This is a genomic window from Thiorhodococcus mannitoliphagus (assembly GCF_010915725.1).
GTDB classification, from domain to species: Bacteria; Pseudomonadota; Gammaproteobacteria; order Chromatiales; family Chromatiaceae; genus Thiorhodococcus; species Thiorhodococcus mannitoliphagus.
In genome coordinates, this window is record NZ_JAAIJR010000001.1 from 1 (window position 1) to 26,701 (window position 26,701).

Here is a 26,701-nt window from a genome sequence, read left to right on the forward strand (position 1 = left end):
GCGTCGATCGCATTGCACATTGTCTTGCCATCAATGGCCAAGCCCTCGTCGTCGGCGGCCAGCTGCGCATTCCAGCCCTGCAGCGCCTGATCGAGGGCGCCGGGATCAACCCGTGTGAGCATATCGCGAATGCGGGTGCGGCTCGGGACCTCGTAGCGCCCGTGACGATAGCGGCAGCCAAAGCGCGCACGGGCGGCCTGGCCAAGGTCCTTCGCCCAGGCGGCGATCGCCTTATCGCCACGCGCCCCGCACAACACCGCACCGGCGGCGATGGCGAGCACCGCCGGCAAGGGATGGCGCCGACCTTGGCTGCGACGTGGATCGGGCACATCGGCAAAGAACTCAGGAAGCGAACGCATCTGCTTGGCACTCAACATCAGTTTCGGGGCTCCGTCGTGGTCAAGAGGATCGCGCATTGGATGGGCCAGACGTGCCTGGGCGCGCGCGATCAAGGGACAAACAAAGACGCGCTTGGCGCCATCGGCACGGTCGCTGTAGTCGGCGCGCGTGCGTCGATACTCGCGCGTCTGCCTGACCTCCGGGCAGTTGGCGTCTCGATCGCTGGTGCCGGTAAAGCAGCGCGGATCGACGAAGGTCTCCAGCAGCCACAGCGGATAACCGAAGCGCGCCTGCCAATCGGCACTGACACGGCGCTCGCACAGCCCCAGCACCCGCGAGGCGAGATTGGGCACATGCCACTGGGGCAGGATCAGAAAGCGGGCGTTGTTGGCGATCAGATGCAGACGGTCGAAGTGGTAGCACCGATCCCAGCCGATCCAGCGATCACGGGCAGCGCACTTCCAGGCCGCCGCGCTCAGCACCAGCAATGCCAGGCACTGATCCCGCCAGGTGGCGACGTGCCAGAGGGTGTGACCGATCTTCGCCACGCCCCCAGATAATGATGCGCCGCGAGCCGTGCTTTGAAGCGCGCTTCTTCCTCAACAGCGACCGGGCGCAGGATGATGTCGTGCAAGTTCACGGCGCTGCCTCGCCAACCAGTATTGGCGTGCAGTTTGAGTCAAACGCTGGGAAATGTCCAGAATCGAGGGTAAGTCCTGCTAGGACGTGTCAATCTACGGAAGAACGGTTTCGCCGTGGAAGTTCTAATTGCACACGACTTTAGCGCCTGGTATTCTTGAGCGTTTCCCAAGATATTCAACTGGCCCATACGGCCAAAGGGTCATCATGAAAGAAGGAATCCATCCTGATTACACTGAGGTGAAGGTGGTCTGCAGCTGTGGCAACGCCTTCACGACGCGCTCCACCAAGGGCGAAGAGATGCATGTAGAGGTGTGCTCCGCTTGTCATCCCTTCTACACCGGGAAGCAGAAAGTGCTGGATACCGCCGGTCGGGTCGACAAGTTCCGTCGCAAGTACTCGCGCTGAATTCCAGGATCGAGCGCGGGGCGTCGGATCCAGGCGATCAGCGCACAGATCGACCTCCCGCCATCGAATCCCTTTCTGTCCGGGCTATCTAAACATTGGCCTAGTCTATTACCTTCGTGACGATCATTTGACTCGCCGCCGGTGCGAGGACATGATGTCGCTTGCGCCGCCTGCCGATGCACGAGTTCCTCCTCGCGCGCCTTCATGGACGTTTTCGCCTGCCTAGGGCGGCTCGACCTCTGTTTCGAGCCTGTCGAGCTGTGGCTCGGTCAGCGGACGGCCGATCCTCATCCATTGGAGTGCACTGTGACTGATCCTGAGAGCTTCGCCCATGCTGACGCCGACCTAAACCGGCAAGCGCTGGAGTATCACGCCCACCCGAAACCGGGGAAGATCGGCGTCGCGGTGACCAAGCCGGCTGCGACCCAGCATGATCTCTCGCTTGCTTATACACCTGGTGTCGCGGAGCCGGTGCGTCGCATCCATGCCGATCCTCTTCAGGCTTACGAGTACACCAACAAGGGCAATCTTGTCGCGGTGATCACGGATGGCAGCGCGGTGCTCGGGCTCGGCAACGTCGGCGGACTGGCCGGCAAGCCCGTGATGGAGGGAAAGGCCGTCCTCTTCAAGCAGTTCGCGGATATCGATTGCTTCGATATCGAGGTGCAGGCCGAGCATCCGCAAGCCTTTATCGAGACGGTCATGCGGATCGCCCCGAGCTTTGGCGGCATCAACCTCGAGGACATCGCGGCACCGCATTGCTTCGAGATCGAGCAGTCCCTTATCGAGCAGCTCGACATTCCCGTCTTCCATGACGACCAGCACGGCACGGCGATCATCATCGCTGCCGGACTGCTGAATGCGCTCGAGATTCAAGGCAAGAGCCTCGAAGAGGCGCGCATCGTGGTGCTGGGCGCGGGTGCGGCAGGCATCGCCGGGGTGCGCCTGCTGATGACCTTGGGCGCGCACCGCAACAATATCTTCTGCGTCGACCGTCAGGGGATCATTCACACGGGTCGAAAGGATCTCAATCCCTATAAGTTCGGCGTTGCGGCAGATACCGACAAGCGGACCTTGAGCGATGCCATGGAAGGGGCCGACGTCTTCATCGGCGTATCCGGACCTGATCTCGTATCGCCCGAGATGTTGGCTTCGATGGCCCCTCGTCCGGTGGTCTTTGCCCTATCCAATCCAGTGCCCGAGATCCGGCCATCCGTTGCCATGAAGGTGCGCGACGACTTGATCATGGCGACGGGGCGCTCCGATTATCCGAATCAGATCAACAACGTCCTCGGCTTCCCCTTCATCTTCCGTGGTGCACTTGACGTACGCGCTTCGCGGATCAACGAGGACATGCAGATCGCGGCTGTAGAGGCGCTGCGGTCGTTGGCCCATGAGCCGGTGCCGGCCGAAGTGCTGGAGGCGTACAAGCTCGAGGCACTGCAATTCGGCCCGGACTACATCATCCCCAAGCCATTCGATCCGCGTCTGCGAGATCGGGTGCCCCGTGCCGTCGCCTTGGCCGCGATTCAAAGCGGCGTTGCCCGTATTCCGCAATCCTCCTCATGACCAGTATGATTGGCTAGAGGCTCGGGCGGACGCTTACCGACGCTGGCAACTCGCGGAGATCCCGAGCATCCGACGGAACAGCCACAATGACCGGAGGAGCAGAGACGTGAGAAAGATCAGCATTGTCGGTGCCGGCCGAGTCGGTGAAACCGCTGCGCAGATTCTGGCGGAAGAGGAGTATTGTCGAGAGATTGCCTTGTTAGACGTGCGCGAGGATGTCCCTGAGGGAATCGCCTTAGACATCCTTCAGACCGCTCCCTTCTTCGAATTCGATTGCGCCGTTCAGGGCAGCAACGATCCGCGCATCCTCAAGGATTCAGACCTGGTCATCGTCACGGCCGGCTTCCCGCGAAAGCCTGGAATGTCGCGGGCGGACGTCCTGGAAAGCAATGTCCGCATTATCGACGAAGTGACCGACCATATCCTCGCGCACGCGCCAAATGCCATGGTGCTCATCGTCTCCAACCCGGTGGATGCCCTCACCTACAGGGTGACGCAACGCACCGGATGGGATCGCAGTCGGGTGTTCGGTCAAGCTGGAGTGCTGGACGCTTCCCGAATGGCTAGCTTCATCGCGCAAGAGACCGGTTTCTCGGCCTTGGACATTACCACCATGGTGCTTGGCGGCCATGGCGATACCATGGTGCCGGTGCCCAGGTTCTGCACCATCAATGGTGTCCCCATCAGTTATTTCCTGACAGAGGAGCGCATTGACGCGATCAATGAGCGAACCCGCAAAGGCGGCGCCGAGATTCTCGCCCTGCGCAAGAATTCGAGTGCCTACGATGCGCCGGGTGCGGCTGTTGCGGCCATGGTCGACGCGATCGTGAACAACCGCCGTCGTTTGCTGCCCTGCGTCGCCCTGCTAGAAGGCGAGTATGGTGAGGCAGATATTGCCATGGGTGTTCCCTGCGTCCTTGGCGAGAAGGGCGTCGAATCCGTCGTTGAGCTGGATCTAAATGCCCGCGAGCGCGCCGATTTCGAGCGATCCGCGACGGCGGTCCGCAAGGAGATCGAGCAACTGCGCAGCCTGTCTTGACACTCTTCCACAACGACCCCTTACCCCCGACTCGAAAACCAATCCCTGTTGTTCCTCGTGATTTCTAGCACGAGGAACGACCTTGGCTAGGAGCGAGCTAATGTCGAACGAGACCATCACCGTCATCAACAATGCCACTGGCGAGCGGCATGATTTTCCGTTGAGACAAGGATCCTTGGGGCCAGCTGCGGTGGATATCTCCTCGCTCTACAAAGAAGCCGGATTCTTCACCTACGATCCTGGTTTCATGTCGACCGCAAGCTGCAACAGCGCCATCACCTACATCGACGGCGAGGAGGGTGTGCTGCTCTATCGCGGTTATCCGATCGAGCAGTTGGCGACCAAGGCCAGCTTTCTGGAGGTTGCCTACCTGCTTCTTTATGGTGATCTGCCGGACGAGAAGGCCCTGGTGGACTTCGAGAAGATCATCACCCGCCACACCATGCTCAACGAGAATCTCAAGGACTTTCTCGACGGGTTCCACTATGACGCGCACCCGATGGCGATGCTCGTCGGCGTGGTGGGCTCGCTCTCCGCCTTCTATCACGATTCGCTCAGCGTCAACGATCCACGTCATCGCGAGATCTCGGCGCACCGGCTCATCGCCAAGCTGCCCACGATTGCCGCGGCCGCCTACAAACACAGCGTCGGCGAGCCCATCATGTATCCGCGCAACGATCTACGCTACTGCGCGAACTTCCTGCACATGATGTTCGCGACACCCTGTGAGCATTACAAGCCTGGATTGGTTGCCGAAAAGGCGATGAATCTCCTCTTTATCCTGCATGCGGATCACGAACAGAACGCCAGCACCTCGACCGTGCGTCTGGCCGGCAGCTCTGGCGCCAACCCCTTCGCCTGTATCGCCGCGGGGATCGCCTCACTCTGGGGACCCGCGCACGGCGGGGCCAACGAGGCGGTTCTAGACATGCTGCTGGAGATTGGTGACGTCAAGGAGGTCCCGCGCTACATCGAGAAGGCCAAGGACAAGGACGACCCTTTCCGTCTCATGGGATTCGGGCATCGGGTCTATAAGAACTATGACCCCCGCGCCAAGATCATTCGGGAGGTTTGTCACCAGGTTCTCGACGAGATCGCGGACGTCAACAACCCGCTGCTCGAACTCGCGATGAAGCTGGAGGAGATCGCGCTCAACGACGAGTATTTCGTCGAGCGCAAGCTCTATCCGAATGTGGATTTCTACTCGGGCATCATCTACCAAGCTCTCGGAATACCCAGAAACATGTTCACCGTCATGTTTGCCGTGGCTCGCACCGTCGGCTGGGTCTCGCATTGGCTAGAGATGATGTCGGACTCGAACAACAGGATCGGTCGCCCCAGACAGATCTATCGCGGCCCAACGCAGCGCGATTATCTACCCATCTCGAAACGATAGTCGGATTCCTCTTCGGCCAGCATTTGTTCGACTTCTGCGACACTTGCCCCGCGCTGCGGTCGGTCTGTCACTGGATCGAGGGGCGGATGTCGCAGATGGTCGCTCGGCAGCACAATGAGCGACACAGGGACCTCTCCCGCGAGAAACCGAAACTCAGGGTGGCTAGCGCGCTGTCCTTGAGGATAGCGGAAGCTGCGCTCGCCTTCCTGCCAAGGGATATTGCGTTCGATGAGGGCGAAAATCACATCCTCGGCACGATCGGCGAATAGAAACATTTGGACCCCGCCTTGGAGATCACCCGTGCCAGTGAGCGCTGCCCCAACCAAACGCGGTGAAAAGGCCGCGAAGACACGCATGGCGGAGAGCGCATGGCGGCGCAGCTCGCGGCGCTCGAGAAAATGAGCGTCCCCAAGAAAGAGCCGGCGGTGCGTTAGGATGGCCTCTTGGACCGCTTCGTTCGAAGGCCAATTGCGTCGGTCACGGACACCGGCTCGCGCGGCGGCTTTGCGTCGCGCGTGCTCGAAATCGGTCAGACCCTGGTCGACCATGATGCGAGCGGCCTCGTAGGCCAGTGTGTCTTTCAATGCGGCAGTGCGCTCACGCCGGGCCATCAAAGTTGCCTCCTCAGGATTCGGGCGGATTGTCGAGGGGCTAGCGCCTCCTTAGCCGCCGGGCCCTTGAAGATGCGCCGGCAAGCGCATGAATATCCCTTGCCTTAAATGTCAGTGACTCCGCATGAAGCCTCTGTATCAAAGCTACCACAGAATTGTGACGGGGGTCTCAGTTCGCGCTAAATGTCCTTCCTGACGAGCATCTGTCGGCGGCTGTATCCACGGTCTTATGACCGAGACTTGGAACTAACTCACCTTGACGCTGCTACCCCTCTTCGCCGATGTGGCTATAATGGCCCATAGCCTTTCCCGGCATTGCACCTCTTAAGGCGTTAGGATAAATCGGGACAGCAGGGAGGAAGTGGCCGTGCATCAAGGAGAAAACAGGGGGCTCTTGCCAGTTTTGTTCGCGGCGCGATGCGGGTCGCGGCGCATCCGTTGCAACGGCTCCCGGCTTGCAGCAGCGCCACTCCGCGCGCTCTTGTTGGCACCGGAGATTCAAGGATGGCGTATGCCCAGCGCTGAAGAATTGTGGCGTCGGCGTTGTAATCAAGGTCAATCAAGTCGCGATGGATTCAGCAAGGTGAGAACAGTATGTTTGGCCTGAGTCGCAAGAACGCACCCCTTCTAGGTATCGACATCAGCTCGACCGCCGTGAAGCTGATTGAGCTTTCTCGATCTAGCAGTTCCAAAGCAAGCCAGTATCGCGTCGAGCACTACGCGATCGAGCCTCTGCCGGCGAACGCGGTGGCGGAGAAGAAGATCACCGAGCCGGAGGCAGTCGGTCAGTGCATCCGCAAGGCCGTGAGCAAGGCTGGCACGCGCGCGAAGAGAGCGGCGGTCGCGGTCGCCGGGTCGGCGGTCATTACCAAAGTGATCACCATGCCCGCTGCCTTGAGTGATGCGGAAATCGAAACGCAGATTCAGCTTGAGGCAGATCAATACATTCCCTATCCGCTGGAAGAGGTCAATCTCGACTTCAACATCATCGGCCCGTCCAAGAGCAGTCCCGAAGTGGTCGATGTGCTGCTAGCCGCCTCGCGACGGGAGAATGTCGATGATCGCATCAGCGTGCTAGAGCTTGCCGGGCTGTCAGCGGCCATCGTCGATGTCGAGGCCTATGCGATGGAGAATGCATGCTCGCTGCTCCAAGGGACGCACGAGCAGGGCAGTCCATCCAAGACCTTGGCGGTTGTGGATGTCGGCGCGGCGACAACGACGCTGCATGTCCTCAACGGGGGGCAGATCATCTACACAAGGGAACAAAACTTCGGTGGTCAGCAGCTGAGGGAAGAGGTCCAACGTCGCTATGGGCTGTCGCGCGAGCAGGCGATTCAGAAGATTCTTGACGGCGACGTGGCGGAGACCTACGAGATCGACGTGCTTGGGCCCTTCAAGGAGGCGCTCGCCCAGCAGATCGGTCGGGCGCTGCAGTTCTTTTACTCAGGGACGACCTTCAACAAGGTGGACCAAATCCTTCTGGCCGGCGGACCTGCCAGCATCGCCCGGATCGATGCCTTGGTCGAAGACAGGCTCAAGGTCCCGACCATGGTCGCGCAGCCCTTCAGTCAGATGTCCATCGCACCGGACATCAAGTCCCAACAACTTATGCGAGAGGCGCCGGGCATGATGGTCGCGGTCGGGCTCGCGCTGCGAGGGCTCGATTAGATGGCGCGTATCAATCTACTCCCTTGGCGCGAAGAAGCGCGCCAACAACGCCGCAAGGACTTCTTGACTGCGCTCGGGCTCGGATTAGTCGTTACCTTTCTTGGGGCGATTCTGGTACACCTCTATTTCGAGGACCGCATCAGCTCGCAGCAGGCAAGAAACACCTATCTCAAGACCGAGATCGCCAGCCTGGATCGCAAGATCAAAGAAATCCAGAATCTCGAAAAGACCAAGGCGGACCTGCTCGCAAGGATGGACATCATCCAGAAGCTGCAGACGAGCCGGCCCGAGATCGTGAGGCTCTTCGATGAGCTGATTTCCGCGCTGCCGTCCGGCGTCTACCTAACCAAGGTGCAACAGTCAGGGCGCTCAGTCGTCATTGAAGGCAGAGCCCAGTCCAATGCTCGGGTGTCTGCATTCATGGGCAAGATCGAGCAATCCGAGTGGATTGGCAATCCGAGGTTGATGCTGATCGAGAACAAAGACAAGACAGGCACCGGACTCAGTCACTTCAGGCTCTCGTTCGACCAGGTCAGCCCGAAGAAGGCGGACGAGACCGACGAGCAGGTCTAGCCTTGGGCTTCGGAGAACAAGCGAGAATCCGAATGGGATGCCGTTATGGACCTGAATGAGCTAAACGAACTAGACCTTAGCACCTTTGGCGAATGGCCGCTGCCGGTCAAAGCTGTGGCCATTTTGTTGGCCTGTATCGCCCTCGGTGGCGCGGCCTATTACTTCGACACCAAGGATCAGCTTGGGCGTCTTGCGCAAGCCCAGTCACAGGAACGCGACCTCCGGGGCGAACTGGAGCGTAAGCAGAAAAAGGCGGCGAACCTGGACGCCTACAAGAACCAGCTTGCCGAGATGAAGGAATCCTTCGGTGCCATGCTGCGACAATTGCCGAACAAGACAGAGGTCGCTTCGCTCCTGGTGGATGTGTCACAGACAGGCTTGGCGAACGGACTCGAGTTCGAGCTTTTTCAGCCAGAGAGTGAAGTCAAGAAAGACTTTTACGCCGAGCTGCCGATCCGGGTGCGTGTGAACGGTAATTACAACGACTTTGGCCGCTTCATCAGTGGCCTGGCCGCCTTACCGCGGATCGTGACCATCCATAACATCTCAATGGAGAACAGCGGGCAAAAGGGTGGAAGCCCAGGCGAGTCATTATCATTGCAAGCAACGGTGAAGACCTACCGCTACCTTGACGAGGAGGCTGCAGAATGAGCGGCCGTCGGCAAATGCAAGGATTCTTGTGGCTCACCCTGGCGCTGCTGCTCACAGGCTGTGAAGGCGACAGAATGAGCGACCTCGAGGACTATGTGCAATCTGTCCTCAATAAACCGCCGGGGCCGATCGAGCCGCTCCCGGAGATCAAGCCGGTGGCCACCTTCGTTTACGAACCAGCGGATCGGCGAGACCCCTTCACCCCTGACGCGCAGTCAGCGCCCGAGGAGGAAATCGCGCTCGACAACGGCCTGGCACCTGACCCGAATCGGCGCAAGGAGGAGCTGGAGGGTTATCCTTTGGACTCGCTCCGAATGGTCGGTACGCTGGATACGGGCAGCGAGCGTTGGGGTTTGATTCGAACAAAGGAAGGCATCCTGCATCGCGTCAGAGTCGGTAATCATCTGGGCCAGAACAACGGTCAGATCATCAGTATCGAGGACGACGAGATCCAATTGACCGAAATCGTTTCAGATGCGCCTGGCCAATGGCGTGAGCGCGCGGCAACGGTCGCGCTGTCAGAATGATCCGTGGAGGGAAGACTGCGATGAAAAGCCCACTCAACCGCGCCCGGGTGGCCAGGCCCAGAACGACGCCAAGAGACCGATTCAAGTGGTTGTCGACGCGGCTCGCATTGGCAGCCTTGGCGATGATGACAGGTCTTTCAGCCATGGCCGCAGAGCTAAGAGACGTCGGTTTCGCCGCCCTACCTGGGGGTAAGGTCGAGATCCAGCTCAACCTCAGCGGGCCAGTCGAAGCACCCGAGACCTTCGCGACCGAATCGCCCGCCCGTATCGCCATGGACCTCCCTGGTGTCACCAGCAAGCTGGATGCGAGGGCCGTGCCGATCGGCGTCGGCGCGGTTCATAGCCTGGTCGCCGTTGAAGCAAGCGATCGCACGCGTGTTGTGCTGAATCTGACAGACCCGGTTCCCTACGAGGTCAGTACATCAGGTAACCAGATCACCATTAAGGTCGACAACGGGGGTGCGATTGCAGCCGCAATGCCGCCTGCACCACTCCCGCCAGCTCAGCCCAGACCGCAGAGCGCTCCGGTTGGACAGCCGCCAAGCCCCGCGCAGCAGGCAGCCGCACCAAGCTGGAGCTATCCAGCCCGGGAGCGACGCGCAGCGGCGGCCGGTCCTCCCGTGAGAGACATCGACTTCCGACGTGGTGCCAGCGGTGAAGGACGCATCATGATCCGTTTGCCGAATGCAAATTCACGTGTCGCCGTCCGTGAACAGGCATCTCGAGTCTATATCGACCTCTACGAGACGTCCCTGCCCCAGCGCCTCTTCAGACGGCTCGATGTCGTCGATTTCGGCACTCCGGTCACGGCCGTGGAGTCCCGCCCCAACGGCAGCAATGTGGAAATCGAAGTCCAGACCGAGGGTGACTTTGACTACATGGCCTATCAGACGGACGAGATCTTCACCCTTGATTTCAGACCGCTGACATCCGCGGAGAAAGAGGACCTGGCGAGACAGAAGGTCGTCTATGAGGGCGACCGCCTCTCACTGAACTTTCAGGACATCGAGGTCCGCGCCGTCCTGCAAGTTCTGGCCGACTTCACGGACTTGAATCTCGTCGCAAGCGACAGCGTTCAGGGCAACATCACCCTGCGCTTGAAGAATGTCCCTTGGGACCAAGCCCTCGATATCATTCTCAAGACCAAGGGTCTGTCGATGCGTCAAAACGGCAACGTCATCATGGTTGCCCCGACACAAGAGCTGGCCGCCCAGGAGCAGTTGGAACTTGAGTCGCAGAATAAGATCGCGGAGCTTGCGCCACTGCGCACCGAGTTCATTCAAATCAACTATGCCAGAGCATCGGACATCGCCGCCTTGCTTCAGGGTACGGCGGACTTTGCCGGGGCAGTGGCGGCCAGAGACGGTGGCGCTTTTCCCGCCAGCTCGACTCGGCGTGATGAGAACTTCAACGTCATGGCCTCGAGGCTCCAAGCGGGACTCGCTCAAATGGATATCGGGGCCGCGGGCGGAATACTCTCTGCCCGCGGCTCGGTGACCTTTGATGAGAGAACCAACACCTTGATCGTCCAGGATACCTTGCAGAACCTCGAAGCCATTCGCGGCCTCATTAACCTGCTTGATGTGCCAGTGCGGCAGGTCATGATCGAATCGCGAGTCGTCACTGCCGAGAGTACATTTGCCCGTGATCTCGGCGTTCGCTTCGGGGTGTCCGGATCGATGGGCTCCTTCCAGGGCAACGAGTTGCTCGTCGGTGGCGGCCAAGACGGCAACATGGCAATGTCGGGATTCGACGCCGGTCCTTTCGGTCTGAATACCGCTACGGGTACACGTTACAATTCCGTGTTGACCGACGACGCGGGCAACGCGACCTTGATCACCAACTTGCCTGCGGACCCGGCTTCCGGATCCATCAATTTCCTGATGGGTAAGGTCGGCTCTTATCTCTTGCAGCTCGAGCTCTCGGCAATGCAGCGTGAGGGACGGGGTGAGGTCATCTCGAGTCCTCGGGTCATTACGTCGGACAAGCAGGAAGCCACCATCAAGGTCGGTAGCGAGATCCCTTATCAAGCGGCAACCGGCATGGGCAACACAACCGTGTCCTTCAAGGAAGCGGTGCTGCAGTTGAAGGTCACGCCGCATATCACGCCGGACGATCGAATCAACATGGAGCTGGAAGTGAACCGGGATACTCCCAATTACTCGCGTGAAGTGCTCGGTGTACCCCCGGTCGATACGCAGGCCGTCGAGACGAATGTCTTGGTCGACAACGGGGAAACCGTCGTGCTTGGCGGAGTCTTTGAGCGCGAGAAGACCTTCAACAAGGAGCAAGTGCCTTGGGTCGGAGACCTACCGTTGATTGGCCGTCTCTTCAAGACGGAGTCTCGTACGGACAACAACTCAGAGCTTCTCATTTTCGTTACACCCAAGATCCTGAACTCCGAGATCGTTCAGCGTTAGTGAGCCTTGAGCCGACCCGAGCCTTTATCCTGTGCTCTGGTCGGCTCTTTGAGTTCCTGGTCCTCTTTGCAACTGGACCCTTTACATCCTGACATCACCTACGGATCCGGTACTCTCGGTTCCGCTTGATCTGGATGGAAGGCGTCCCCTACCGCAAGCTTGGGGCTCTTGCACCCACATCCCCTCGGGCGAGGATCATCCTGCGGTCGATAGCGCGAGATCCCGCACCCCTCCCTTGCCCGATGGCTGAAAATCTGGCATACCTTTCGCCATGATGCGCGCACAGAACATTTTTATCGTCGGTCCCATGGGAGCCGGCAAGAGCACCGTCGGTCGGCAGCTTTCCGAAGCCCTGTCCTTCACCTTCAAGGACAGCGACCATGAGATCCAAAGACGCACGGGCGTCGATATCCCGACCATCTTCGAGTACGAAGGCGAATCTGGGTTTCGGGCCAGGGAGCGGCAAGTGATCCAAGAGCTGGTCAGTGAGGACCGCATCGTTCTCGCGACAGGCGGCGGGGCCGTGATGAGTCCTGAGAATCGGCAGGACCTTTCGGCCCGCGGCGTGGTGATCTATCTCCATTGCAGCCCGGAGCAACAATACGCCAGGACTGCACGCGACAGGAATCGTCCGCTGTTGGATACCGCAGATCCCCTGGTCAAATTGCGCGAGCTGATGGCTGAGCGCGAGCCGCTCTATCGGCAAGTCGCTGATCTGGTGGTCTCCACCGAGAAGCGCGGCACCAGCTCCGTGGTCAAGGAGATCTGCCGCCGTCTCGAGTCAGACGAGGCCTGAGGGCGGACCAAGCGATGCCGAAGATCCTAACCGTCGACCTGGGGACGCGTGAGTACCCCATCTATATTGGCTCGGGCCTTCTGACGAAGTCCGAGTTCTACCGAGACCACATCGCGGGCAGTCAGGTGATGATCGTCACCAACGACACCGTGGGCCCGCTTTATTTGGACGCGGTCAAGGCCGCGCTCGCGGGCTACCAGGTCCGCGAAGTCGTGCTTCCGGACGGCGAAGTCTATAAGACGCTTGAGGTGTGGAGTCGAATTTTCGACGCCTTGCTGACGGAGAGGTTCGCCCGAGATGCCACCATCATCGCCCTTGGTGGCGGCGTCGTCGGCGACATGGCCGGCTTTGCGGCTGCCTGCTATCAACGCGGAATTGCCTTCATTCAGGTGCCGACGACGCTGCTCGCGCAGGTCGACTCCTCCGTCGGCGGCAAGACTGGCGTCAACCACCCGGCCGGGAAGAACATGATAGGCGCCTTTCATCAGCCTCGCGCGGTCATTGCTGACACGCAGACGCTGGAGACGCTGCCGCAGCGCGAGCTTTCCGCAGGGCTCGCCGAAGTCCTCAAGTATGGTTTTATTCGGGATGTCGCCTTCCTCGATTGGCTGGAATCTCACATGGCCGAACTCTTGGGGCGCGATGCAGCTGCCCTGGCACACGCCATCGGTCGATCCTGTGAGATCAAGGCGCAGATCGTCGCCGAGGACGAGTTCGAGTCCGGACAGCGCGCGCTCCTGAATCTCGGTCACACCTTCGGACACGCGATCGAAACTGGCGCTGGCTACGGAAACTGGCTACACGGCGAGGCTGTGGGAGCTGGAATCTGCCTTGCTGCGGATTTGTCGCGCCGCATCGGATGGCTGCCGGAGGCGGACGTCGAGCGTACGCGTCACCTGATCGCTTGCGCTGGCATTCCGACCGAGCGACCCGCTGACCTCAACGCGGATCAGCTCTTGGAGTTCATGGCGGTGGATAAGAAAGTCATCGGGGGGCAGCTCCGTCTCGTTCTAATGCGGCGGCTCGGGGAGGCGCTCGTGACGAACGAATTCGATCACAACCTCCTGCGTGAAACGCTCTCCTAACGAGCATCCTTGACGACCCCCGTCTCGGCAGATTCCAGTGCATCGCGCATCTTCTTGGTGCATCTGGTGCACCAGACCTCGAGGCCGCTCCTCTAAACTGCTAATTTTCCAGCACCTAGCAGTGGCACGCCCTCTGCAACAGCGGTAAGATTCGCGGTTCGCGATTTCATTTCGGTCGGGTTTCAGGCTCGTTAGGGCTCTCGGTGCCGTCCTGAACGAGCGACACTTTGAACCTGATCGCTGAAGTCTGGTCATCCTTGAGGGAAGGCTTGCGTCCCACCTGACGCCTCGCCTCATCAGGCGACTTCCGGCATTGAGGATCACAGGATTGTGCTGCCTACCTAGGACTCGGCTCGGCTCACCTCTGCGGGAGGAGCCGACGACGGCCATGGGTAAGTATTACGATCGGAATCATTTACCCCAGGTATCAACGAGGTCAGCGATGAGCCTTCGTGCCCTACCACCCGCACAGGGTCTCTATGACCCAGAGAACGAGCACGACGCCTGTGGCGTCGGCTTCGTATGTCACATCAAGAATCAGAGCAGCCACGCGATCGTCCGTCAGGGATTGGAGATCCTCGAACGCCTGACTCATCGTGGCGCTGTCGGCGCCGATCCGAAGGCCGGCGATGGCGCAGGAATTCTGGTGCAGATCCCTGACGATTTCTTCCGTGCTGCGGTTGATTTCGAGCTGCCGCCTTCCGGCTCTTACGGCGTTGGCATGGTCTTTCTCCCACAAGACGAGAAAGACCGCGAAGCCATGCAGAACACGGTCAACCGTCGCCTGCAAGAAGGCGGGCAAAACGTCCTCGGCTGGCGCGATGTCCCTGTCGATAATGCCGACCTTGGCGAGAGTGTCCTCCCGACCGAACCGGTCGTTCGTCAGGTCTTCGTTGGCCGTGGCGAGAATTGCCCCGATCAAGACAGCTTCGAGCGGCGCCTTTTCGTCATCCGCAAGCGGATGGACAATGAGATCCGCAGTGCCGGCTACGACAAGACGGCCTACTACGTGTCCTCTCTGTCTTCGCGGACCGTCAATTACAAAGGCATGCTGCTCGCGGATCAAGTCGGGCGCTACTATCTCGACCTCAGCGACGAGCGCTTCGCTTCGGCCCTGGCACTGGTCCATCAGCGATTCTCGACCAATACCTTCCCAACCTGGGATCTCGCGCAGCCATTCCGCATGATCTGCCACAACGGCGAGATCAATACCATGCGCGGCAACGTCAACTGGATGGCGGCGCGCCGGCATACCATGCGCTCCGACGTGCTTGGCGAGGATCTGGATAGCATTTGGCCGCTGATCCCCGAAGGCCAATCGGATTCGGCATGCTTCGACAATGCCCTTGAACTCCTGGTGATGGGCGGCTACTCCTTGGCGCACGCCATGATGCTGCTGATTCCGGAGGCTTGGTCTGGCAACAAGCAAATGGATGACGACCGCCGCGCCTTCTACGAATACCACGCCGCGCTCATGGAGCCATGGGACGGCCCAGCCGCAGTTGCCTTCACCGATGGCCGCCAGATCGGTGCGACGCTTGATCGCAACGGTCTGCGCCCGGCACGCTACCTGGTGACCAACGACGATATGGTCATTATGGGCTCGGAGATGGGCGTGCTCGATATCGCCGAAGAGCGCATCGTCAAGAAGTGGCGCCTGCAACCCGGCAAGATGTTCCTGATCGATCTCGAGCAGGGCCGCATCATTGACGATGCAGAGATCAAGGCCGAGCTGGCGACGGCCCAACCCTACCGGGAGTGGTTGGCCAAGACGCAGATCCATCTCGACGAGCTACCGACGAATGTGGCTCCCATGGCACCGGACGCGGAGACGCTGCTGGACGCCCAGCAGGCGTTCGGATACACGCAGGAGGATCTGAAGTTCCTTTTGGCACCCATGGTGATCACTGGGCAAGAAGCCATCGGTTCCATGGGTGCGGACAACCCCCCGTCGGTCCTCTCGGGTCGCGCCAAGCACCTGTCGACCTACTTCAAGCAGAACTTCGCGCAGGTCACAAATCCTCCGATCGATCCGATCCGCGAAGAGCTGGTCATGTCCTTGGTGTCGCTGATCGGGCCGCGACCAAACCTCCTTGGCCTGAATGAGGCCGGCAAACATTGGCGCCTCGAGGTCAATCAGCCCGTCCTCACCAATCAGGATCTGGAGCGTGTTCGCCACATCGAGGATAGCTCCGGGGGCGCGTTCCGCACCAAGAACCTGGACATGGTCTATTCCTCGGCCGAGGGTGCCGACGGCATGTCCGACGCCCTGCAGCGTCTGTGCGGGGCGGCGGAAGAGGCGGTGCTGGCCGGCTACAACATCCTCATCCTGTCGGATCGCAACACCAATCGGGATTACATCCCCATTCCCGCGTTGCTGGCGACTTCGGCCGTGCATCACCACCTGATCCGGCGCGGACTGCGGACCAGCTCGGGGCTCGTCGTCGAGACGGGTGCAGCACTCGAGGTACATCACTTCGCCACGCTCGCCGGATACGGCGCCGAGGCCATCAATCCCTATTTGGCGTTCGACACCATTCAGTCTTTGCTGCCCGGGCTTCCAGAGAAGCTAAGCTTCGACGAGGCGCAGAGCCGCTATATCAAGGCGGTCGGCAAGGGACTGAAGAAGGTGATGTCCAAGATGGGGATCTCGACCTTTCAGTCGTACTGTGGGGCTCAGATCTTCGACGCGGTCGGCCTCAATACCGACTTCGTGCGCGAGTACTTCACCGGCACCCAGAGCAAGATCGAGGGCGTCGGCTTGGCGGAGATCTCCCAGGAAGCGGTGCGCTGGCATGCCCAGGGATACGGCAACGATCAGGTGCTGCGCAAGCATCTGGATGCGGGCGGCGACTACGCCTTCCGGATCCGTGGCGAGGATCATGTCTGGACCCCGGAGACCATCTCCAAGCTCCAGCACGCGACCCGCGCCAACAGCTGGCAGAACTACGAGGAATACTCCAAGCTCATCAACGAGCAAAACGAGCGTCTCCTTACGCTGCGTGGGCTCATGGACTTCAAGCTCGCCGATACGCCGATCCCGCTCGAGGAGGTCGAGCCCGCTAAGGAGATCGTGAAGCGCTTCGCCACCGGGGCCATGTCCTTCGGCTCGATCAGCTACGAGGCGCATTCGACCTTAGCCAAGGCCATGAACGCGATCGGCGGCAAGTCCAACACTGGCGAAGGCGGTGAGGAGCCGGAGCGTTTCATGCCCCTGGCTGACGGCGCGAGGAATCCGGAGCGCTCCGCGATCAAGCAAGTGGCCTCCGGACGTTTCGGTGTCACCGCAGAGTATCTTGTCAACGCCGATGACATCCAGATCAAGATCGCCCAAGGCGCCAAGCCCGGCGAGGGTGGGCAGCTACCGGGCCACAAGGTCAACGCTCAGATAGCACGGGTGCGACACTCAACGCCTGGGGTCGGGCTGATTTCGCCACCGCCGCATCACGATATTTATTCGATCGAAGACCTGGCGCAGCTGATCCACGATCTCAAGAACGTCAATCCCAATGCCCGCGTCTCCGTCAAGCTGGTCTCAGAAATCGGCGTGGGGACCGTCGCCGCTGGCGTCTCCAAGGCCCACGCCGATCATGTGACCATTTCCGGCTACGATGGCGGCACAGGTGCAAGTCCACTGACGTCGATCAAGCACGCTGGCTCTCCCTGGGAGATCGGACTCGCGGAGACACACCAGACCCTGGTGCTGAATCGGCTTCGCGGTCGAATCGCCGTTCAAGTCGATGGGGGCATGCGTACGGGACGTGATGTCGTGATTGGCGCGCTCTTGGGGGCAGACGAGTTTGGTTTCGCCACCGCACCGCTGATCGTGGAAGGCTGCATCATGATGCGCAAGTGTCATCTCAACACCTGCCCAGTCGGTGTTGCGACCCAGGATCCCGAGCTGCGCAAGCGCTTCACCGGTAAGCCCGAGCACGTCATCAATTTCTTCTTCTTCATTGCAGAGGAAGTGCGACGCCTCATGGCCAAGCTGGGGTTCCGAACCATGAGCGAGATGATCGGTCAATCCGACCGTCTCGAGATGCGTCGCGCGATCGACCACTGGAAGGCCCAGGGACTCGACTTCAGCCTGCTGTTGGCCAAACCGCAGGTCGGCGCTGAAGTCGCGATCTACAACTGCGAGCCTCAGGACCACGGCCTCGATAAGGCCCTGGACCACGAGCTCATCCGCCAGGCCGCACCCGCCCTCGAGCGCGGCGAGGCGGTGCGGATCGAGACACCGATCAAGAACTACAACCGAACCTTCGGAGCACTCCTGTCCGGGCGCGTTGCCGAGCGCTATGGGCATGCGGGGCTGCCGGACGACACCATTCACATCAAGGCAAAGGGAACTGCGGGACAATCCTTCGGCGCCTGGCTGGCAAGCGGTGTGACCGTCGAACTCGAGGGCGAAGGCAATGACTATGTCGGTAAAGGCCTTTCAGGTGGCCGTTTGGTGATCTATCCGCCGGCTGAGTCAGCGATTGGACCCGCGGAAGAGAACATCATCGTCGGCAACACGGTGCTTTACGGTGCCATTACCGGAGAATGCTACTTCCGCGGAGTCGCTGGGGAGCGCTTCTGCGTGCGCAACTCGGGCGCCGCGGCCGTCGTCGAAGGCGTCGGCGACCATGGCTGCGAGTACATGACCGGAGGCGTTGCCGTGGTTCTGGGGCCCACCGGACGCAACTTCGCCGCAGGCATGTCGGGCGGCGTCGCCTACGTCCTGGACGAGGACGGTGGATTCGCCGATCGCTGCAATCTCGCCATGGTCGAGCTGGAGCCCATCACCGACGAGGATGATGCCCTCGAGGCATTCGAGCACCAGGGCGGTGACTTGGAGACTCACGGCCGCGTCGACATCAGTCATGACATGACTCGCTATGACGGCTTGCGGCTCAAGCGCCTCATCGGACGTCATCTGCACTACACCAACTCAGAGGTCGCACGCCGCATCCTCGACAACTGGGCTGACTACTTGCCCAAGTTCGTCAAGGTCATGCCGGTGGACTACAGGCATGCGCTCCAAGAGATGCAAGCGAGTCAGAGCCGGCCACCGCAGCCGAGCAAGCCGTTAAAGGGGATCGTTGAGCATGGGTAAGCCGACTGGTTTCATGGAATACGGCCGTTGTGACCGGCGTTATGAGCCGGTTGGAGATCGGGTCGTTAATTACGTCGAGTTCGTAATCCCGCTTGCGGATGCTGAACTCCGGGAGCAGGGCGCGCGCTGCATGGACTGCGGCATTCCCTATTGTCATCAGGGGTGCCCGGTCAACAACATTATTCCGGACTGGAATGACCTGGTTTACCGGGGTGAGTGGGAGGCGGCCATTGAGGTCCTACACTCGACGAACAACTTTCCCGAGTTCACTGGGCGCATCTGTCCAGCCCCCTGCGAGGCGTCTTGCACGCTCAACCTCGATGACGCGCCCGTCACCATCAAGACGATTGAATGCGCCATCGTGGACCGCGCTTGGGATGAGGGTTGGATCAAACCACAGGTCCCGGAGCGCAGGACAGGCAAGCGCGTTGCCGTTGTAGGCTCAGGACCTGCCGGACTCGCCGCTGCCCAGCAGCTCGCCCGCGCCGGCCACCAGGTGGCAATCTATGAGAAAGCCGATCGCATCGGCGGTCTACTCAGATACGGTATCCCGGACTTCAAGCTGAACAAGGAGTTGATCGATCGCCGAATGGCGCAGATGCGGACCGAAGGCGTCGAATTCCACACCAACGCACACATCGGCGTCAGCATTCCCGTGACGAAGCTCCGAGAGGACTATGATGCCGTTGTTCTCGCTGGCGGCTCCGAAAAGCCGCGCGACCTTCCCGTAGAAGGGAGGGAGCTGAATGGGATTCACTTCGCGATGGACTTCCTGACGCGTAACAGCAAACGGGTCCAGGGAACCTACGTCTCTGACGAAGAACTCATCAGTGCGCAGGATAAGCACGTGGTTGTCATCGGCGGCGGAGACACGGGCTCCGATTGTATCGGCACCTCGATCCGACACGGCGCCAAGTCGGTCACCCAAATTGAGATTCTGGACAAGCCCCCGGAGAAGGAAGACAAGGCCCTGACTTGGCCGAACTGGCCGAACAAGCTCCGAACCTCTTCGTCCCAGGAAGAAGGCTGCGAACGTCTCTGGAACCTCGCGACCAAGTCATTCTCCGGTGATGCGGAAGGTAGGGTCACTGAGCTGAATTATTGCCTCGTGCGCTGGGACAAGGACGCCGATGGACGTTGGCAGATGCAGGAAGTGCCAGGCAGTGAGGGCCAACTCAAGGCGGATCTCGTCCTGCTTGCAATGGGCTTCGTGCACCCAGTGCATGAGGGCATGATCGACGAGCTGCGGCAATCCGCAGGCCTGGAGCTTGATGCGCGAGGCAATATCAAGGGCAGCACGGAGGGCGCTGACGCCTATCACACCTCGGTCGAGGGCGTCTTCTGTGCCGGAGATATGCGGCGCGGCCAGTCACTCGTTGTCTGGGCAATCCGCGAGGGACGGCAGTGCGCTAGGGCCGTCGATGAGTGGCTAATGGGCGAAACGGATCTGCCTCGATAGAGACGTCCTGATTCAAGCGGAAAATCGAAAGCGGCCACTCTGGCCGCTTTCTTTTTGGTGATCAGAAAGTGAAGTTCAGACCCTGGACTTTGCGGCGGAAATCCTCCGTGACGGACTCGATGTCTTGATCGCTCGAGATGACTTTTGGAGTCAACACCACGACCAGCTCGGTGCGGTTGGACGACTTGGTCCGCTCCCCGAAAAGTGCGCCGGCGAACGGGAGGCCGTAGAGCCCCGGAATACCCTGCTTACCGTCGGCTCTTTGGTCTTGGATGAGGCCACCCAGGACGACAGCCTGGTTCGAGCGAACGGCCACGGAACTCGTGATGTTCCTGGTCGAAAAGGTCGGCGACTGCAGTTCTGACGCAGTTGACGCAACGGTGCTCACCTCCTGCTCGATCTCCATCTGGACCAAGCCGCCTGGCGTCACCCGAGGCTTCACGGTCAGCATGACACCCGTGTCTTTGTACTCGATCGTGTTGATGACGCGATCTACGGTCGAGGTGCTCTGCTGCTGCGATGTGGCAACCGGAACCTGCTGGCCAACCTGGATCTTCGCGGTCTGGTTGTCCATGACCATGACCGATGGTGACGAGAGCACATTGACGAGATTCTCGCCAGCCAGTGCACTCAGGGTCGCTTTGATGGTATCCGGACTCGAGACGAGTGCCCAGTTGAAGCCGGGGAATATCGTCGAGATCCCGGAACTCTCTGAATTATCCAGCGTGCCGTCCAAGCTCGCGTAGCTCTTCCCGCTCGTGGAAGGACCAAAGAGTTCCCATTGCACACCATATTCAAGATTTCCCGACAGGGTGATCTCGACGATGGTCGCCTCCACCAGGACCTGAAGGGGAACGATATCCAGCTGCTTGAGGGCATCGAGGATCTTCTTGTAATCGCGTGCGCTCGCGCGGACGAGCAAGGAGTTGTTCACGGCGTCCGCCACGATATTCACGCTGGAGGACATCTCGAGTTCACGCGACGAGGCACCCTGATTCCGAGATTGTATGCTTGAGCCCGTATCGGTGCTTCCCGAGTCTCGGTCAGAACCGATGCTGGAGCGACTCATACCAGGTGCGACACTGCCCACGGAGCGCTTGCTTGAGCTGCTGGAGCCACCGAAAAGCTGAGAAAGGATATCGGCGAGACTCTCTGCGTCACTGTGCTTGACACGGTAGACAAACAAACGCTCGGCTGAGTCGCCGCTCGCCTCAGCCATATCTAAACGCTCGATCCAGTTGCGCGCCTGCTGGATATAGCTTTCTTGGGGAGAAACCACCAAGAGGGCATTCGCACTTTCGATCGGCACGAAGCGAAAGAGCCCCTTGAGCGGGTTGCCGTCTTCTTCCGCAAGGAGGCTCTGAAGCTGAGTCTGAACGTCTTTAGCCTTCGCGTACTCCAGCACGAAGAAGCCGACGGAAAGCCCAGACATCCAGTCCACATCGAAGACGCGGATGGTGTCGAGCAAGTTTCCCATCTCCGGGCTCGTGCCGGCGATGACCAGCAGATTACGCAGATTGTCGATCCGAATGACGCTGCCTTCCGGGGCGAGAGGTTGGAGGATGTTGCTCATCTCCTCCGCACCAATGTAGCGCAGCGGGACGACCTGGACGCTGTAGCCCTCGGGCAAGGCACGCGAAGAGTCGCCGAGCTGAGGAACAACCTTCCCCTGGACCGCGTTGGCCAGGGGGACGACCTCATAGGTGCCGCCGCGATAGACGATGGCGGCATTGTTCATTCGCAGCAGCGTCTCTAGGGTGGGGATCAGGTCTTCGCGACGCAGCGGGCGACCCGTTTGCAAAGAGGTAACGCCCTGCACACTCGGATGGAGCACATAGTTGACTTTTAGAAGGTCGCCGAGGACGACCTTGACGACCTCGCGGATATCCGTACCGTCGAAGTTGAGGGTCACGTCTCCCGCTGCGGTGTCCACTTTAGGCGGCGTCACCTTGCGAACGAAGGTGCCGGTGCCGCGTTGCAGTGAGTCGACTGTCTTAGGCGGTTGATCGTCCCCACCAATGGCGATGGTTTCGGCCCCCGTACCCCCGCGCCCCTTGAAGCTATCGCGCAGCTTCACCTGTGTGGGATCGACGACATGGCCTTCGAGATCGCCGACCTTGACGGTCGGGTCCCAATAGCTGCGCTCGCAGCCCACAAGGGAGAAGAGAAAGCTTGCAATCAGGATAGCGCGGAGCCAGCTTCCGAGCTGGAGGCCGCGATTTGAGCAGTTTTCGGCGTACATAGTGCCTCAGTCGCGATGGTCGCTTCGTCTCGACCCGTTGGTTATCTCTTAGGGGGATTGGCGGGGCGCGGAGGGCGTGGAGGGCTGCGCCTAGCCGGCGTCCGCGCGGGCGGGGCGGCAGATGGTGATTTGCTATAGTCGCGCAATATTAGCTTATCCTGCTCGCCCTGTCGCACGAGCAGAACGCGGTCCTCCAAGATGTCGCTGACCGACCAGCCGAGAAATTCATCGCCGATCCGCAACCGCTGGAGCTTAGGTTCGGCAGGATTCTTGACCCAGGCCGAAACGATCGTTGGACTGATGAGAACGGCGCTCAAGTCGATGGCGTCAAGCTCGTGACTCTCTTCTTCGGCGACGGGCACCTCTGGTTCTTCATCCTCCGGCTCCTCAGGCTTGCGATCAGGGCGAAAGAGAGGATGCTCCACAACGCTCACATAACTATCTCTCGACTCTGCAGCATCAAGCTTCGACAGCAGCTCAGGGGCTGCGGGGCTCGCACTGTTGGCCGGGGCAGGTTCGGTCGGTGCTGGTGAGGTCGCAGGCGCAATGGCATCGGGCGACCAACCCAGCCACTGGAGTGAGAGGATGGCGACCAAGGTGAGTACGACGAGCCCAAGAATCGCCCTGATCATGATTCGGCCCCAAGGACGAAACCGAAAATGTCGATGCGCATGGTCAATTCACCCATCTGTTGCGCGGGCAAACGGCGGCGCCTCGTATTGCGCAACGAAGTCTCCGGGCGGGCTGAGGAACGAACAGAAAGTCGCTCGACGAACAGGAAGGGACGGGCCTGTTCGAGCTTGTAGAGGACGTCGAGCAGCGTATCTGTCGAGCCCTGAATCTGAGTCCGAACACGAACCCGAGACGGATCCTCCTGCTTAGCCTCGGGAAGGATCTGAGTACTGATCAAACGGCCCGAAGCCCCGCTCACGATGTCTTGGACTTGACTTTGGAGCTGCGCGCCGGCGAGAGCCTGGGTCTCTGCCTTGAAGTAGAACGCCTTGAAGTCGTCATTGCTGCGCACTTGCTCCAGCTCTGCACGAATGCTCGGCAGCGATTGGACAAGACGACGATATCGGTTGAGCTGATCCTGGCGATCGTCGACGGTCTCATTCAAACTAGACAACTTGGTCGCCCAGGGAAGCGCAAGGCTAGCGACGGCCAGCACCGGGAGCAGGATCATAGCGGCCAGAACGAGACCGCAATAGCGATTGGATGTCGACGTCATTCTTCCCTCTGACGGACATAGCGGAATGAAATGTTGAAGCGCTCCTTCCCGGTTCGAGCGATTTGCGTGACTGGAGACTTGAAGGAGACCCCCTCGATTCCAGGTGCCTGCTCGAGCAGGGCGATCAGGGCCGTCGCCTGGCCGGATTCCCCTCTGAGGTCAACCTCGTCGTCGTCGACCTCCAGGTTTTGGATCCAAGTATCCTCGGGAAGTCGGTCCGTAAGTTCGCGCAGCAGCTCCAGAATAGGAGGCTGCTCCAGCTTCTTCTCAAGCACCAAGGTGCTTCCCTTTCTCGCACGCTCCAACTCTTGCCGCAGCTCATCCACCGCAATCGCCTGCCGTCGAGCCTCGCTCAGCTCCCGGTCGAGCGCCCCTGCGAGCTGCTCCTTTTGCCACAGCGGCGTCACGAGGACCGCGACACCCAGTAGGACGGCGACGAGCGTCAGCACGGCATTCAATCCGGGCCGGAATCGGCGCCGAGCCGGACGTCGCTCGGCGGGAAGTAAATTGGCACCCGGCCAGGCATCCGGCCAGGAAATGCGGTCAAGCGGTGCGCCCAGCGCCGTCATCCGCTCGATCCACTGCTCGACCAGATCACGGCGGCAGACGGCGAGATCTAGGCTGAAACGATTGGCGCTTTTGGGCGCCGGCTGTTGGGCAAAATCGAAAACCACGTCATCCGGTTGAAATGGCGTTAGACGATCGAGTTCATAGCGAACGACCTGCCCCAAGTTGGCCCGAACCTGGATGGGAAAGGAGACCGAGCGGGTCAGCACAGCCCCCTGGGGCAGCCGCAGCTCCACGCTGTAATTCTGGCCCTTGTCGCTTTCGGCGATCTCGGAGGGGAGCGACAGGCTGTGGCGCAGATCGACCTCGCCCACCGGCTCGGTCTCGAAACCAGTGGTCAGATCCAAGGTTGCGCGCTCACCATCGACGTTGATGAGGAGAACTGGATTACGGCGAGCCAGGGCCTGCCGCACAACCGGCGGCAGGCAGCCCAGTAGACGCGCCTTCGCTGCCTGTGCTTGCCTGAGGAGAGGCGAGGGCAGCGAAGTTCGCGTCAACAAGTCATTGAGGCGCTGAAAGAGGGTCATTACTGCGAGAACAGGCTCGGCCGCTTCATCGGGTCGGATTCTAGGGCGTGACGAAAGGGCTAAGCTTAACCGATGCATCCCTCGGCTCGCCAACAGCTGAGCCCGACGATTTCGTAGGATCTCATCTTACCGCGACAGCGTTCAGGCAAGAGGGAGAAATCATGGCAACTTCGCGGACGAGCGTCGAGAAAGTGCTCGCGTGCTCGCAGCACTCAGCCGCCCTCCCCGATATCGGCCTCGCCATAGACCGGATCCTTGAGGGAAAGGCCGTAGCGCCGCCAGAGCACCAGATAGGGTGGTTGCTGGCCGCGGTTGAGCTGGATCAGCGCCTCCATACGTCGCCCTGTCTTGTCGGTCCGTCGCTCGGTGACCTGGACGCGATAGAGCGGCCCACCCCGATCGAGGGCATTGGCGGCCGTCGCTTCCGGCACCGTGGTCAGGTCTCGTGTGCCAACTTCTTCGACCGCTTCCTCAAGGGAGATACCTCGGGTTGCCGCAAGAACTGCCGGGGAGGCAAACCGCTCCACCGGAGTCGCTGCCTCCCCATCCACGGTGACCTCCGGGACGAGTCGCCGATAGATGTCTTCGCTCATTCCGAGCACCTGCCGCAGCTCTTCCACCGAGGTGTAGTTCGCATCCTTTGCCCCGATCGCAGCTCCGGAGCGCTCGTAGTCCTCGTCCTCGGCTCCGTTGAGCAGCGCCAAGTCGTCCTCGTCCCGCCAGTCGACGATTGCCGCGGCCAGCGCATTGGCCTCGTCCTCTGGGGTTCCGAGGACGCTCAGAAGATCTGCCAGCGTTTCGGCTTGGACCAGATTGAGATTGATACGGGATGTCTCGTTGAAGACAGCAATGCTTAGCTCGATACCGTTGAAAAGCCACCTGCGCTCCTGGCCATTAGGCAGCCAGGTCGCTTCGGTCTCCTCGTCAGTGCCAGGAGACTGCATCATGAAATCCAGCGCAGTGTAGGCAAGGGCGGCGTCAGCAAGGGCGCGAAAACGCGCTGCGGCGACGTGGTTCTCCGTCAAGGCCGTCTCGGTACGCTGCGTTGCAGTGAGACTGACGGCCATGACCGTGAGCAGGGTAAGGACCCACATCACGAGCATCAGGGCGATACCGCGCTGCCTCCCGTGGCACACTCCAGGGCTCATTGGCTGGGCAGCGCGATGATGAGATCCGGCCATGCCTGGCTCTCCGTCCGGAAACTGAGGCTAAGCAGCACTGGCATCTGTCGCTGATCGAGCCATTCGTCGTGCCAATCCAGCTCTGTATCCCCTTCGATCTGACCATAGTAGGCAAACCGGAAATCAGTCACCCCATCGAGCAGCAGAGTGCGTCCAAAGGCGCCGCCGGCCGCGTCCATGTCAGTGGAATAATCCCCGACATCACCCATTCCCGCCTCTTCCAATGGCTCCCAAGCGGGATAGTCGTCGCCGCCTTCCAGAACCTCGTCATGGAGATACCAGCGGGTCAGCACCAGGGCCCGCCCCTTCGCCCGCTCCTCGACTTCAAGGCGCAGAATGTAGAGACCGGAGACCCCCACATGTGCCGATAGGGGTGCGACCAGCTCCAACCGCTCGGCGTCGCCACCAAAGACCAATCTGGGAGTTCCCTCGTAGGTCGCTGTTGCCGGCCTTGCCTGAGACAGTGTCTGCTTTAAGAAGCCGTCGACCAGTCTGAGGTCCGAGATCTGACCAGAAACCCGCTCGACGACCTCCCAAGAGCGCGAGCCGAGTCGCAGGCCCGAGAAGAGAAGCAGCGAGATCAGCCCGATGATCGCAAGCGCAATGACCAGTTCGATGAGGGTAAAACCACCGCGCCCGTGGCGGCCGCCGGAGCGTCTATTGGTCACGGGCGCGGCC

Annotated in this window: 21 protein-coding genes; 13 read left to right on the top strand and 8 right to left on the bottom strand. The window is 60.4% G+C overall.

Going from position 1 to position 26,701, the window contains the following annotated elements; translation table 11 throughout:
- On the bottom strand, positions 1-887 hold an 887-nt coding region (locus tag G3480_RS27740; protein WP_206171408.1), incomplete at its 3' end, for a transposase family protein.
- Positions 888-1,185: 298 nt separating this feature from the next.
- On the opposite strand from G3480_RS27740, the gene rpmE reads away from it, so the two are divergent.
- From rpmE to G3480_RS00030, 4 genes are all read left to right on the top strand, one after another.
- A complete protein-coding gene (gene rpmE, locus G3480_RS00015) occupies positions 1,186-1,386 on the top strand; it encodes a 50S ribosomal protein L31 (RefSeq protein WP_164651605.1) in 201 nt (66 codons plus the stop codon).
- 306 nt (positions 1,387-1,692) lie between these two features.
- Positions 1,693-2,955, top strand: a complete 1,263-nt coding sequence (locus G3480_RS00020) for a malic enzyme-like NAD(P)-binding protein (RefSeq protein ID WP_338114016.1) — start codon at positions 1,693-1,695, stop codon at positions 2,953-2,955.
- Positions 2,956-3,061: 106 nt separating this feature from the next.
- Positions 3,062-3,994 carry a malate dehydrogenase gene (mdh, locus tag G3480_RS00025; protein WP_164651607.1) on the top strand — a complete coding sequence of 311 codons (933 nt, stop codon included), beginning with the start codon at positions 3,062-3,064 and terminating at the stop codon, positions 3,992-3,994.
- A gap of 100 nt (positions 3,995-4,094) precedes the next feature.
- The gene (locus G3480_RS00030; protein ID WP_164651608.1) at positions 4,095-5,390 is read left to right on the top strand and encodes a citrate synthase; all 1,296 of its coding nucleotides are present in this window, start codon (positions 4,095-4,097) and stop codon (positions 5,388-5,390) included.
- On the opposite strand, the gene G3480_RS00035 is transcribed toward G3480_RS00030, so the two are convergent.
- Positions 5,366-6,001, bottom strand: coding sequence for a hypothetical protein (locus G3480_RS00035; protein WP_164651609.1), 636 nt, complete (start codon positions 5,999-6,001; stop codon positions 5,366-5,368). The two genes, G3480_RS00030 and G3480_RS00035, sit on opposite strands and share 25 nt — an antisense overlap.
- A gap of 594 nt (positions 6,002-6,595) precedes the next feature.
- Between G3480_RS00035 and G3480_RS00040 the strand changes: the two genes are divergently transcribed.
- The 9 genes from G3480_RS00040 (at position 6,596) to G3480_RS00080 (ending at position 20,278) form a co-directional block, all read left to right on the top strand.
- Positions 6,596-7,669, top strand: coding sequence for a pilus assembly protein PilM (locus G3480_RS00040; RefSeq protein WP_164651610.1), 1,074 nt, complete (start codon positions 6,596-6,598; stop codon positions 7,667-7,669).
- Complete coding sequence (locus G3480_RS00045) at positions 7,670-8,242, top strand: PilN domain-containing protein (protein WP_164651611.1); 573 nt, start codon at positions 7,670-7,672, stop codon at positions 8,240-8,242. It abuts the gene before it with no gap.
- A 45-nt stretch (positions 8,243-8,287) separates the two neighbouring features.
- Positions 8,288-8,893: a type IV pilus inner membrane component PilO gene (locus G3480_RS00050; protein WP_164651612.1), complete on the top strand. Its 606-nt coding sequence runs from the start codon at positions 8,288-8,290 to the stop codon at positions 8,891-8,893.
- A gap of 14 nt (positions 8,894-8,907) precedes the next feature.
- Positions 8,908-9,420: a pilus assembly protein PilP gene (locus G3480_RS00055; RefSeq protein ID WP_240905483.1), complete on the top strand. Its 513-nt coding sequence runs from the start codon at positions 8,908-8,910 to the stop codon at positions 9,418-9,420.
- A gap of 20 nt (positions 9,421-9,440) precedes the next feature.
- Positions 9,441-11,840, top strand: coding sequence for a type IV pilus secretin PilQ (locus G3480_RS00060; RefSeq protein ID WP_164651614.1), 2,400 nt, complete (start codon positions 9,441-9,443; stop codon positions 11,838-11,840).
- 271 nt (positions 11,841-12,111) lie between these two features.
- Positions 12,112-12,636 (top strand): shikimate kinase AroK, encoded by a 525-nt coding sequence (aroK, locus tag G3480_RS00065; RefSeq protein ID WP_164651615.1) that lies wholly within the window; start codon positions 12,112-12,114, stop codon positions 12,634-12,636.
- Positions 12,637-12,650: 14 nt separating this feature from the next.
- Entirely contained in the window at positions 12,651-13,721 is a 1,071-nt protein-coding gene (gene aroB / locus G3480_RS00070) for a 3-dehydroquinate synthase (RefSeq protein ID WP_164651616.1), read from the top strand.
- A 442-nt stretch (positions 13,722-14,163) separates the two neighbouring features.
- The gene (gltB, locus tag G3480_RS00075) at positions 14,164-18,819 is read left to right on the top strand and encodes a glutamate synthase large subunit (RefSeq protein ID WP_164651617.1); all 4,656 of its coding nucleotides are present in this window, start codon (positions 14,164-14,166) and stop codon (positions 18,817-18,819) included.
- The gene (locus tag G3480_RS00080) at positions 18,812-20,278 is read left to right on the top strand and encodes a glutamate synthase subunit beta (RefSeq protein ID WP_164651618.1); all 1,467 of its coding nucleotides are present in this window, start codon (positions 18,812-18,814) and stop codon (positions 20,276-20,278) included. Before gltB ends, G3480_RS00080 begins: the two co-directional genes overlap by 8 nt.
- Positions 20,279-20,339: 61 nt before the next feature.
- Here G3480_RS00080 and gspD read toward each other — a convergent pair whose 3' ends face one another.
- The 6 genes from gspD to G3480_RS00110 all read right to left on the bottom strand — a co-directional run bounded on the left by gspD (position 20,340) and on the right by G3480_RS00110 (position 26,691).
- Positions 20,340-22,520, bottom strand: coding sequence for a type II secretion system secretin GspD (gene gspD / locus G3480_RS00085; RefSeq protein ID WP_164651619.1), 2,181 nt, complete (start codon positions 22,518-22,520; stop codon positions 20,340-20,342).
- A gap of 41 nt (positions 22,521-22,561) precedes the next feature.
- Entirely contained in the window at positions 22,562-23,152 is a 591-nt protein-coding gene (locus G3480_RS00090) for a hypothetical protein (protein WP_164651620.1), read from the bottom strand.
- Entirely contained in the window at positions 23,149-23,748 is a 600-nt protein-coding gene (gene gspM / locus G3480_RS00095; RefSeq protein WP_164651621.1) for a type II secretion system protein GspM, read from the bottom strand. Before gspM ends, G3480_RS00090 begins: the two co-directional genes overlap by 4 nt.
- Entirely contained in the window at positions 23,745-24,842 is a 1,098-nt protein-coding gene (locus G3480_RS00100) for a PilN domain-containing protein (RefSeq protein ID WP_164651622.1), read from the bottom strand. The genes gspM and G3480_RS00100 overlap by 4 nt, the downstream gene beginning before the upstream one ends.
- A 212-nt stretch (positions 24,843-25,054) precedes the next feature.
- Complete coding sequence (locus tag G3480_RS00105) at positions 25,055-26,023, bottom strand: type II secretion system minor pseudopilin (protein WP_240905484.1); 969 nt, start codon at positions 26,021-26,023, stop codon at positions 25,055-25,057.
- Positions 25,987-26,691, bottom strand: coding sequence for a prepilin-type N-terminal cleavage/methylation domain-containing protein (locus tag G3480_RS00110; protein WP_164651623.1), 705 nt, complete (start codon positions 26,689-26,691; stop codon positions 25,987-25,989). The genes G3480_RS00105 and G3480_RS00110 overlap by 37 nt, the downstream gene beginning before the upstream one ends.
- Positions 26,692-26,701: the final 10 nt, after the last annotated feature.